Annotated in this window: 9 protein-coding genes; 4 read left to right on the forward strand and 5 right to left on the reverse strand. The window is 40.3% G+C overall.

The window, feature by feature from the left end:
• The 3 genes from JL57_RS35055 to JL57_RS20630 form a co-directional block, all read right to left on the reverse strand.
• A partial coding sequence (locus JL57_RS35055) for a hypothetical protein (RefSeq protein ID WP_291300356.1) occupies positions 1–262 on the reverse strand: 262 nt, incomplete at its 3' end.
• Between the two features lie 519 nt (positions 263–781).
• A complete protein-coding gene (locus tag JL57_RS35060) occupies positions 782–889 on the reverse strand; it encodes an NAD-dependent epimerase/dehydratase family protein (protein ID WP_366557064.1) in 108 nt (35 codons plus the stop codon).
• Complete coding sequence (locus tag JL57_RS20630; protein ID WP_034143859.1) at positions 886–2,166, reverse strand: UDP-glucose/GDP-mannose dehydrogenase family protein; 1,281 nt, start codon at positions 2,164–2,166, stop codon at positions 886–888. Before JL57_RS20630 ends, JL57_RS35060 begins: the two co-directional genes overlap by 4 nt.
• Positions 2,167–2,347: 181 nt before the next feature.
• Here JL57_RS20630 and JL57_RS35065 point away from each other — a divergent pair, with 181 nt between their 5' ends.
• A complete protein-coding gene (locus tag JL57_RS35065) occupies positions 2,348–5,095 on the forward strand; it encodes a CotS family spore coat protein (RefSeq protein ID WP_291300357.1) in 2,748 nt (915 codons plus the stop codon).
• A 407-nt stretch (positions 5,096–5,502) separates the two neighbouring features.
• Positions 5,503–6,237, forward strand: a complete 735-nt coding sequence (locus tag JL57_RS20645; protein WP_034143860.1) for an MgtC/SapB family protein — start codon at positions 5,503–5,505, stop codon at positions 6,235–6,237.
• 196 nt (positions 6,238–6,433) lie between these two features.
• On the opposite strand, the gene JL57_RS20650 is transcribed toward JL57_RS20645, so the two are convergent.
• Positions 6,434–8,506 carry a beta-propeller domain-containing protein gene (locus tag JL57_RS20650; RefSeq protein ID WP_034143861.1) on the reverse strand — a complete coding sequence of 691 codons (2,073 nt, stop codon included), beginning with the start codon at positions 8,504–8,506 and terminating at the stop codon, positions 6,434–6,436.
• A 260-nt stretch (positions 8,507–8,766) separates the two neighbouring features.
• Positions 8,767–8,940, reverse strand: a complete 174-nt coding sequence (locus JL57_RS35070) for a hypothetical protein (RefSeq protein ID WP_291300358.1) — start codon at positions 8,938–8,940, stop codon at positions 8,767–8,769.
• Positions 8,941–9,356: 416 nt separating this feature from the next.
• On the opposite strand from JL57_RS35070, the gene JL57_RS20655 reads away from it, so the two are divergent.
• On the forward strand, positions 9,357–10,199 hold the full coding sequence (locus JL57_RS20655; RefSeq protein WP_034143862.1) for an MBL fold metallo-hydrolase: 843 nt from the start codon (positions 9,357–9,359) through the stop codon (positions 10,197–10,199).
• 16 nt (positions 10,200–10,215) lie between these two features.
• The gene (locus JL57_RS20660) at positions 10,216–11,130 is read left to right on the forward strand and encodes a nitroreductase family protein (protein ID WP_034140519.1); all 915 of its coding nucleotides are present in this window, start codon (positions 10,216–10,218) and stop codon (positions 11,128–11,130) included.
• Positions 11,131–11,648: the final 518 nt, after the last annotated feature.

The following is an 11,648-nucleotide window of genomic DNA, read 5'->3' on the forward strand; positions in this document are numbered from 1 at the left end:
TCGTCATCATCATCATCGTCGTCGTCATCATCATCATCGTCGTCGTCATCATCATCATCGTCGTCGTCATCATCATCATCGTCGTCGTCATCATCATCATCGTCGTCGTCATCATCATCATCGTCGTCGTCATCATCATCATCGTCGTCGTCATCATCATCATCGTCGTCGTCATCATCATCATCGTCGTCGTCGTCATCATCGTCATCATCATCATCATCGTCGTCGTCGTCATCATCATCATCGTCGTCGTCGTCATCATCGTCGTCTACTTCATCGCCGTCAGCAATTACTTCTTGAGCAGATTCGACATCGTCTACTTCATCGTCGTCGTCCTCGTCGTCCTCAAATCCTATTTTCAATTCTTCTCCATTTTTATAGATTACCTTGATTTTTTCGATGTCATTTTCTTTTGCTAGTACATCATGAAGTAATTTCAGAAATTCATCCTTGTGCATATTCTCGCACCCTTCCTCAAAATAATTTCCGTACACAATCTATCTCCACCTGTATAAGTTTTATAAGGTTAGAGATTTCTTGTGTATTATATGAATATTTCTACCAATTGGTACTAAATTGTGGATTGCTCTGACAATATAAGTGTTTACACATCCTAATAAGCGCATATCATGAATTTGTTGTTCTAACCCTGCTTTCAATGTGGTTTCAGGATAATAGTTTAGTAACGTTTGTGCTTTCGTTATATCTGCCCAGGTATCCTTGGGATCTCCTTTAAGTCGGTCCGAAAAATCAGGAGTCTACCTTTTGGTTGAGTAAATCTTCACAATAAACCATCGATTCCAATTACCTCGACATCGTTGATTTGAAGTAATCGTTCAGAAAGATGAGATCCAATAAACCCAGCGGCCCCTGTCACTAATACTCTCATCGTTTTCCAACCCCCAAATAGACTAATCCTTGTTTTCTAACCTTTTTCACATCAAGACAATTTCTGGCGTCCAGAATGATAGATCCCTTCATTTTTAGTTTTACTTCTAACCAATTAGTATTGATAAATTGTTCCCATTCAGTTGCAATAATCAGAGCATCGGAATCTTTCACCGATTCATACTGATTTCTATATGGAGTAACCTCAGGAAACTTAAGTTGAACCATAGGATCGAAAGAATGAACACGACACCCCTTTTCAACAAGTCGTTTGATAAGAGCAATGGCAGGAGAGGATCTTAGATCATTCGTGTCGGGTTTAAAGGTCACACCCCAAACGGTTATTTGCTTTTTAGACAAGTCTGGAAGCATCGTACTCAGTTTGTTCAAATAAAGTTCAATTTGAGTCTCATTGATTTCTAGAACTGCATCAAGTAGTTTGGTCTCCACATTTTGTAGTAATGCAGAATGTTTAAGTGAACTTAAATCTTTGGGTAAACATGATCCGCCAAAACCCAGTCCAGCGTTCAAAAAAAGCCGCCCTATACGGGGATCGGTCGCCAAACCCTTAGCGACATCAGCATAATCCACCTCATAAACATCACAGATACGAGCGATTTCATTAGCGAACGAGATTTTAGTGGCCAGAAAAGCATTGCTGGCGTATTTGATTAGTTCTGCTCCGGATAAACTGGTAAAAATTAAGGGAGCGCTTCCTTTTTCATAGAGCTTTTTCAAAACTTCGATGGGCCGAGCAGTTTTTGTGCCAAAGACAATTCTATTAGGATGGTAAATATCCCATAATGCCGTGCCCTCCCGTAAAAATTCGGGGTTAGAAACAATATCAAATAATTCTTCATTTATTCCCATTGCAATTAATGTTTGATAGATGCTTTGATTAGTTCCCGGTGGAACTGTGCTTTTGGTAATAATCATTTTATGATCATGAATCTCAGAACCTATCATCTCAACCACTTGATTAAGAAAAGTAAGGTTGCTACTGCCATCTTCTTTAGATGGAGTACCAACTGCTATGATAATAATTGGGTAATCCCGAATGCTCTCTTTTACCTGAGATGAAAAAGTAAGCTTACCACTATTAAGGGTTTTGCCGATCAAGTTTTCTAAACCTTGTTCATAGATGGGGACTATCCCTCGACGAAGGCTTTCGATTTTTGATTCTTCCATATCCACACATTGAACTTCATGACCAAAATCCGCTAAAGCAGCTGCTGTTGTGAGCCCTACATAACCTGCTCCTACAATACATATTCTCATAAATCGTCAACCCAATCTCAAATAATGTCGATTAACTTATTGTATTTGTGCAAGAGATGAAGCGTTACAGATTTTGGTATAGACAGAGGAAGTTAAAACTCCGTCTGAGGTAAGTTTCCTTTAGCCCTTGATTAGAATAGATTATATTATATTATTATTTGATTTTGGTGGAGGGGAAGATGTGGAAGAGTATCTAATCCAACCGTGGGATAATCAAGTTCAGCAGACAGGTATCGATTTAGATATGTGGGTACCCCCACAAGTTGATGAATTGGCTGAACAAGTAATTAATTGCTACGATATGGAAGTTCAAAATAAGACGTTAATCACTTCAAAATCGGACAAAGGTGGGGCTATCTGGAAGATTGAAACGGATAAAGGACCTCGCAGTTTGAAAGTTCTACACAGGAAGCCAATTCGAAGTCTCTTCAGTGTAGGGGCACAGGACTACATTGTAAAACAAGGTGGAAGGGTTCCTGAATTAAAAATGACGAAAGAAGGCCGTCTCAATGTAGAAAAGGGTGGAAAGTTATGGATTGTCACAGATTGGATTGACACCTTAACCCCGGCTGGGAAGGATCTTGAGGGCGCACAGGCCTTATGTTACGGTTTAGGAGAATTTCATCAGCATTCCAAGGGATATATTCCCCCGATTGGTTCACAAAGAGCCTCTAGATTATATCGTTGGCCGGCTTATTATCGCAAAATAATTAAGAAAATTGACTGGTTTCGAAATGTAGCAATGGTTCATAAAGAATTACCAAGTAGTCAAGAGCTTCTTTCGACTTTAGAGATCTTTGAGCAACAAGCTAAAGACGCATTAGGTCTTCTAGAAAAATCTCATTATGCTCGGATAGTTACGAAAGGCGAAGCTCATTGGGGACTCGTTCACCAAGACTACGGATGGTCAAACGGACAACTTGGTCCAGGTGGTCTGTGGGTGATTGATTTAGATGGAGTAGCCTTTGATTTACCGATTCGCGATCTTCGCAAGCTCATTTCGAGTACCATGGACGAGTTGGGAAAGTGGGATGTTGCTTGGATTAAAGGTATGATTGATGCCTACCATCAAGCAAATCCACTTGATGTAGAAACTTATCAAACATTATTAATCGATTTGGCCTTTCCCAATGAGTTTTATAAACACATTAACGAAATACTCTACGATCCTCTAAATTTTATTAGTCATGATTTAGGAAGCATTATCGAGCGTCTCACTCTCATGGAAAAAACAAAGAGTTTAGCCTTAGATGAACTCAACCAAGATATGATTAGCTTCCAACCTGGTGATTATGAATCAAACCTAGATTTTCCATCTGAAACCTCTGAGATGATGCAAGTCGAATCAATCATGAAGAAAACAAATAAGGGTAAACTTTCAAAACTGAAGGGTGTAATTGCAGACAAGAAAGGTCCACTAAAGGTTCTTATGATTTGTACAGAAAAACTACCTGTCCCGCCTGTGTGTGGGGGAGCAATCCAAACCTATATCAAGGGAATTTCCGATACTTTGAGTGTGCATCATGAGTTAACGATCTTAGGAACAACAGATCCTTCACTCCCTCTTGAAGAAAAAGTCGATAAGATACGGTATATCAGAGTCGACGGCGACCACGTCTTAGAAATATACGCTGAGAAGGTCATTGCTTTTCTTAAGGAAAATTCGTTTGATTTAATCCACGTCTTTAATCGACCTAGGCTTGTTCCCTTAATCCGTGACGCTGCGCCACAATCGAGAATTATTCTGAGTATGCATAATGATATGTTTAACGACGATAAAATTCTGCCTAGCATAGCGCTTACCGCGATCAATGAAGTAGAGAAAATTATTACAGTCAGTGATTATGTAGGAAATAAAATTGGTAGTCTGTATCCTCAAGCGGCATCGAAGGTCCATACAATCTATTCTGGAGTAGACCTAAAAAGGTTTGTTCCTTGGAAAACGTCAAATTCTGCCGCTCAAATTCGAAAGAAACTTCGTGCTGAATATTTTCTACAGGACAAAAAAGTCATACTATTTGTGGGACGCCTGACACCCAAGAAAGGAACAGATCTTTTAATTAGGGCTATCAACGAAGCGTACTCATCTGACAAAAATATTGCTTTGGTTATAGTGGGTGGAACATGGTATAGTGTTGACACAGTAACAGATTACGTTGCTTATGTTCGCGCTATTGCAGAGAAGGCGCCATTTCCAGTGATTACAACGGGTTACGTTTCCGCTGATCTAATTCATGAGTGGTTTTGGGCAGGAGATATTTTTGTGTGCCCTTCTGAATGGCAAGAACCTTTGGCTCGTGTCCATTACGAAGCCATGGCAGCGGGCTTACCCTTTATCACAACAGCAAGAGGTGGCAATCCAGAGGTTGTGATTGATCAAAATGGGTTAATTGTTGAGAGGCCCGAAGACCCTGTTGAATTTGCAGAGACGCTAAAAATTCTCCTATCTGATCTTGAACTTGGACAGAGAATGGGGCAGTCTGGTAGACGTTTGGCAGAAGAACGGTTTGGTTGGGAGCGAGTTGCCCAAGAAGTGCTAGAAACATGGAAACCTAACAATACTAACTATGAAACAAATCTAGAGAGCGACAATATAGAACTTATTACGAGTAAGCGTAAAGGAAAGGGGAAAAATAAAAGTAAGTTAAAAGGGAAAGAAAAAGTGAAAGTTAAAGGTATCGACGGAGCTAAAAGCAAAGAGTTCGGTGATCTGCTAGATAGTCTTTCTAATCCAGCGATGGAGGCCGGTTCATCCATTGTGAAGGTTACCCGGGACATGATTTTTCCAATGAGCGCAGCTCACAATTTGTTGGGAAATATTTCCCCATCAGAAGTGACACGAAGATTGATCACTTCTAAAATGGAGAAAAACGATGGAATTAACGGTTCATCGATGGTGAGAGTAACCAGAGAAATGATTAGACGTTAGTGTGTGTGTGCATCTTATTTGAACTTCGTCAACCTTTAGAACCGCCTTGAGCCAACGCATAAGGAACCCACTTGTGCTCGCAGGCTAGAGCTAGAATTTTGATTTAAGGCTAAAAGTGCAGCATCAAACTTGTTGCGCTTTTGCCTTATATAGTCCATATTCGCCATTTTTTTTGACGCTTAATCTGATACAATTATTAGCTACTTCTTTTGAACTTATCATCAGAAATTATAATTGGAAGGCTCTAGGAAATGAAAGGAATTATTCATCCATACAACGAATAATCAAGTGATAGCTTAAAGATAGCTTAAAAAGTTTTATAAACCGCTGGTCACAATCCAATAAGAATTTATCTCCAGCATAATGGGATATCTCTCTGCAAAATTTGTAGTGAAAGATGTGAAAGTATGTACATTACTGATTATGAGGTGGCTCTTAGATTATTTTTGGCTTGTGTTTTTGGTGGAGTAGTAGGGCTTGAAAGAGAACGAAACGATAGTCCAGCAGGGTTTAGAACTCATATTTTGGTCTCATTAGGGGCCGCTTTAATTATGATTATATCTATGTATGGATTTTCTGATTTTGATTCAGTAAATAAAGACCCTGCACGATTGGCCGCCCAAGTTGTTTCAGGCATTGGTTTTCTAGGGGCAGGGACAATATTAAGAGATAAAACATCAATTAAAGGATTAACCACTGCTGCATCACTATGGGTGGTATCAGCAATTGGATTGGCGGCAGGAGCCGGCTTTTATTTTTCAGCATTCGTCGCAACTGTATTGGTTTTCCTAACCTTAGAGCGCTCTGTTGAAACCTATTTTTTTAGAAATAGCCAAACTTTAAAAGTCGTTGCTGTCAATGGTACCTGTAAACTCAAAGAAATTAACCATACTATAGAGTCCCATAGCATAATTCCTCAGAATATTTCTATGACCTTGTTAAAAGAAGAGGCAAATAGAACACATATCGAGTACAAATTAAGAACTCCCTTTCGAAAAATCAATATCGAAAATCTGATTGCAGATATTAATGAAATTGATGGTATTTATTCAGCCGAAAAAGTAGAGAATAGCGGGTCACTATTTATTAACTTAAAACGTCGGTTACCTTTCAGAAAAAAGCCCAAAGATCCTTCAATGTAACTGCAACAGATAACTCTTAACTGAGCTTTCATCGTACTTAGGGGGCATAGAAAGAATTAAATTTTTAACGGATAACGGACAAACTAGTGGCAGGTAAGGCTCAAACAACTGGATGTGTTTGAGCCTTACCTGCCATAACAAAGTGTTGTGTTGGCAAGGTGACAGGTTGAAGAAGGTACCTCTAGATAGGCATGGTTTAGGGATTAAGAATCAAGCGGTTTTTCTCCTGTAGTGATGAGAGATCATTCGCTTTGATCATTCCTTGAGAAATGGTATAAAGCGTATCCTTAATATAGAGGACCCTTTCGATGGTTTTAGATCCATAATAATGCTGTCCGGCTTTTAAAAGGTCAGCATCATTAAGGTGTGTAATTCTGTCTCTGAGAGTAAAACCCTTTTGCAAATCGAAGTGGTAAACATATGCACCTTGGAAAGAAAAGCTGCCATATTGAGGGATACCTCTTGGATTACTATCCGAATTTTTTACTTCCATTAAGGTAACAGGGAACGACAAAAGACCTTTTTCTTTATCGAAGAGTAGGGCCTTGTGATTGCGAAGTACTTCAGAATCAGTCCCTCGATCACCAATGGACGTTTTGAACAGCTCCACAGGATTGCTGACATCGGTCACATCAAAGACGGCAAGTTTCATGCCTTGATAAAAGGCATTGGAACCCATGGGCGTACCGGGAAGAATTCCTTGACGGTTCGTTTGGCTTACTTCGATGGTTTCTTTACCAAAGCCGATGATGTGGTTCTCGTCATAAGGGTGGAGATAATCACTGAATCCTGGTATTTTCAAAGCACCTAAGATTTTAGGCGAAGTAGGGTCTTTAAGATCTAGAACAAAGAAGGGATCAACATTTTTGAAGGTGACCATGTAGCCGCGATCCCCCATAAAACGAACTGAATAGATCTTTTCTCCGGGTGCAATATCCTCTATCTTTCCAGTCGGTTGAAGGGCTTGATCTAGGATATAGACATTATTTTTAGAGGTATTGTCATCGGTACGCCACATGTTGCCTTTTGTTGTAGCGATTCTAAAATGATCGTTATGTTCGTCCATAGCAAATTGGTTAAGAATAGTACCCGGTACTGATCCTTGAGCCTTAAATGTTGTCTCGCCTTGAGCCAGACCAAATTTATAGAGAGCGGTTGTGGTTTCTACTGAAGGCGGGGCTATCAGATCCATAGCTGGAGCCACTTTGGAATCAGGGGTTGGTTGAGGTTTGGGTGTCGGTAGCTCTATCTGCTCATACTGGGTAACTGCGATATAGAGATTTGACGGCGAAGCATAAATATTTTGACCTGAGCCAAGGTAGGTGGAAACTTGCATTTTTTGATTCGCTTGGTCAAGATTAAGACCAGCGATCAGCAGATAATTGGGCTCGACAGAGTTTGGGAAGTAACGGATATCGGTGTAGTCTATGGTGACGAATTCGCTATTATTAACAGTATCTCGATAGCTTGGCAATTGGGGCTCTAATCCTTGTTGCATAATCCGATAAGTGTCTAAGTATTTGTTAGCGATCAAATAGAGATTACTACCGACCTTTCGTGAAGATACGTATTCTCCATCAAGTTCTACTTCCCTGATTTTTTCAAGATCTTTTTTATCGGCTAGATTGTAGATGATAACTTTGGCCGTTGATTTATGGAAGATTGGTGGATATATTAGTGATTTAGATTGATCTTTTTGAGGATTGATGGGATATTCTTCTTGATAATTAGCATTGCCTATTATAACTAGATATTTATCATCGACAAACAGCTCTCGCGGTGAAAATTGGCTGCCTTTAAAACTGATGCGGCTAACAATATTCATCTGATCAGAGGGATCCGCTTGGGTTACGATCAGCTCCTGTTGACTAACTTGGTAGATATACTTGCCATCGTTTTTGACGATATCGGCTTCATCAACCCCTTCTACTTGCAGGTTGGTTGTAGAAAAGTCCTTACTTCCTCTTACCGCAATATTTGAAGTTGCGGGAGCTGAGGAGGCGGATGAGGGAGCGGCCGACTTGGTCATCTCATCCCTCATTATCCCAGTTCCAAAATTTATCCCTTGTCTTGTGGAAATTCTGGAACTCTCAGCCGTTTCCAAAATACTGCGTAGCTTTTCAACCGTTCCTATGACAGGTAGACTTTGTTCCTGAGGCAGACTATGTACTTGAGCCAAACTTAGATCTGGTGGTTTATTCAGGTTGGATATGGTAATGACAACCGTGAACACTGAAATTAGGGCAAGAAAATACCAAACTCTCTTCATCTTGAATCCTCCCCGTATCTGAAATTCTTTTGCTGATTAGTTTTATTGCTATAGTTATAGACGAATCCAAGGGAATAAATCTGACGATATCTCTTCAAAAAAGTTGAAAGCCTCCGTGATAGCTCCGGAAGTAAGATAAAGACGAGAATTCCTGAAATAAAGATCAAGATAGATTTTCAGATATATTCCACTCTGTTATATAAAAAAGAGTCCGTAACTTACGGGCTCTTTTCAATCATTTGTTGAGATAATCAAAGTTGCTACTCTGCTTTCTTGAAAATGGACCAAGGCGTATCGACAGCTTTACCGTCTTCTAACATTTTCTGAACAGTTCCTGGTGTATAAAAACCAGCTTTTTCTGTTTTGAGAAGGCATTCTTCCAAAGTAGTTTCCTGCCAAGTGTCCTCGCCTTTTAATTGAGTTAAAAACTTCATATTAATTAATCCTCCATTTAAGTATTTTAAGCCCTCTAAATTATAGCAGGAAATACCACTCAAATAAATCCCATTTAAAAACGTTTTATTCGACTTAGAGGCTAGCAGCTATTTATTTTTCCTCGCTACTCTCCACCCAAATCATCAACAACAATTTCAACTAACTAGGCGATGTCTTTTTTCTGAAAGGTAATCTAGGAGATGGCAATAAATAGGAGCAAATAATTGCCTAGATGGTGAAGGAGAAGGAGGGGTTACGCCAAAAGTATTGCTACTCATAGAAATCAGGGAAAATAAAACAAGTTTTAAAGATTTTAAGGCAGGATTTAAGGGTTGTGCATATTGAATTTGTAAAGTGATTACAGAACAGTAAAGCTTTTGACAAAAAAATGATCATATATGAAGGAGGACTTTATTTGAGAAAGCTTAAAGTAACGATCTTGGTAGAAAACACGGTTGGAGCTCCTTTAGGGCTCTTATCGGAGTGGGGTTTGTCGATGATCTTGGATTTTGGCGATGAGCGAATTTTATTCGATACCGGGGAACAGGGCAATCTAATCAGCAACGCTATGATATTGGGACATGATCTGCGGCGAATTGATCGTGTCATCTTAAGCCACGGACATTTTGATCACACGGGAGGACTTTTTAAGTTCCTTCAATATAGAGGGACAATTCCAGTGTATGCACATTCTAATTTATTTACTGAGCACTACGGTAGGGGACTTAAAGGGCATGCAGACAGATATATCGGGGTACCACACTGTCAGAAGCTACTAGAGAGTGCTGGAGCTAAGTTTCATTGGCATAGTGAGCCTTTAGAATTAAGTCCGGGACTTTGGCTAAGTGGTGAAATCCCACGACAAACATCTTTTGAACGCGTTGACGATAAGTTAATTGAGATCAAAGGAGGAGACATTGTTCAGGACAGTATTCGAGATGATCTAAGCCTTTTTTATGTAACAGACCAGGGGTTAATCATACTTCTCGGCTGCGCACACTCAGGATTGGTGAACATCGTAGAACATGCGAAGAGAGTGACTGGGGAGCATAAAGTAAGAGCGATCATTGGAGGAACTCATCTTGGCCCAGCTACTCCGGATCAGCAGCAACAAACGATAGACTATTTGCGAGGACTCAATTTGGATTGTTTAGCGCCAAATCACTGTACTGGTATGGGGATGCTGAGTAAGTTAGCGACAGAATTTCCAAGTGTATTTAAGTGGGCTATGGCAGGAAGTACGTTGGATTTTAATTAGAGGGGGTAGCTAACTAATGGCAATACCTACTTCAAGGACCAAAGAATCCGCTAAGATTTCGATCGACATTAGCCTTTGTACGGGATGTGGTTTATGCATCGAAGTATGTAAAGGCTTTAATCTTTCTCGAAAAAACGGCAAAGTGATCAGTAAGGGTTCTGTTTATGGTTGTATCGGATGTGGGCATTGTATGGCGATTTGCCCGCAAGAAGCAATTAAGATTTATGGCCGATGTCTCATTCCAGAAGATTTATGGACTCTGCCCGACCAACAGGAAAAGGCCTCTTATGAGGAAGTGCTGAACCTCTTGCAACGCCGCCGCAGTATTCGCGAGTTTAAAGAGGTTCCTGTGGAAAAAGAACTTATAGAAAAAGTCATAGCAGCAGCCCAAACAGCTCCGATGGGCTTACCTCCTTCGGATGTAAACCTTCTTGTTCTTGACAGCTCAATAAAAGTTCAACAGTTTGCAAAGGACTTTTGCGATTATCTAGAAGGGCTAAAATGGCTTGTATCAGGATGGTTTTTGGCACTTATGCGGCCATTCTGGGGAAAGGCCAATGATGAACTTTTCAGGGGATTTGTGCGACCGACAATGGACTTGTATCTAGACAACATGAATAAAGGGATAAACCTAGTAAATTATGATGCTCCCGTAGCGCTGTATTTCTATGGGTCCCCTTATTCTGACCCTGCCGACCCCATTGTTGCTGCTACTTATGCCATGATCGCTGCAGAGTCGCTAGGATTAGGGACATGCATGCTTGGGGCTATACATCCTTTAATTCAAAACGGGAAAGCTGCTCAGAAGTTTAGACAGAAGTATGGCATCCGCTATAAAAGTCGAGAAGGATTATTTGTGATTATTGGCTATCCCAAGGTGGAGTATCAAAAAGGGATCCGCAGGACCTTTGCATCAATTGATACAGTTTGACAACTCCCCGTAGATAAATCTAGGGGATTCTTGGTTCATCCTGCCCGGCAACCCGGTTCAGTCCCACAAGCTATCCCGATGTGTCCCACCGTTTAACGAAAAAGCAATGCTTTTCTTAATTGGCTACTGCTTGGTTTTCGCATTTCGCCAAATATACTCCTACATTAGTCGGCAAACATTTTACGCGGCAGCCTTTCTGCCACAACCCCATATGTTTGATTTTCAAAGAGCATATTAGGTATATTATACCATAAAAGGTTTATGCAGAGAACAAGTGTTTTATGGATTGCCTTATATCCCCATAGTTTAAACTAGGGGCTTTACGGCAACAAGTGGTAAAACACTGGACCTCTCCCCCTGTTTTCCCGAATAAAAACAAAGCTGCTCTCAAAGAATAAGAGCAGTTTTGTTTTTTTATAATTTAACCGTTGCTTTACTTCAACCCCTAAGGTCATTAAGCAATTACTAAGCAATCCTGACAACCAAGAGTTTAAGATTTACATTTCCCATGTTTGCGA

It is taken from the genome of Desulfosporosinus sp. BICA1-9 (assembly GCF_000802135.1).

What these genes read in the sequence shown, in the direction of transcription:
- JL57_RS35060 (WP_366557064.1), bottom strand. Translation starts at nt 889, where the DNA reads ATGAGAGTATTAGTGACAGGGGCCGCTGGGTTTATTGGATCTCATCTT.
- JL57_RS20630 (WP_034143859.1), bottom strand. Translation starts at nt 2,166, where the DNA reads ATGAGAATATGTATTGTAGGAGCAGGTTATGTAGGGCTCACAACAGCA.
- JL57_RS20645 (WP_034143860.1), top strand. Translation starts at nt 5,503, where the DNA reads ATGTACATTACTGATTATGAGGTGGCTCTTAGATTATTTTTGGCTTGT.
- JL57_RS20650 (WP_034143861.1), bottom strand. Translation starts at nt 8,506, where the DNA reads ATGAAGAGAGTTTGGTATTTTCTTGCCCTAATTTCAGTGTTCACGGTT.
- JL57_RS35070 (WP_291300358.1), bottom strand. Translation starts at nt 8,940, where the DNA reads ATGAAGTTTTTAACTCAATTAAAAGGCGAGGACACTTGGCAGGAAACT.
- JL57_RS20660 (WP_034140519.1), top strand. Translation starts at nt 10,216, where the DNA reads ATGGCAATACCTACTTCAAGGACCAAAGAATCCGCTAAGATTTCGATC.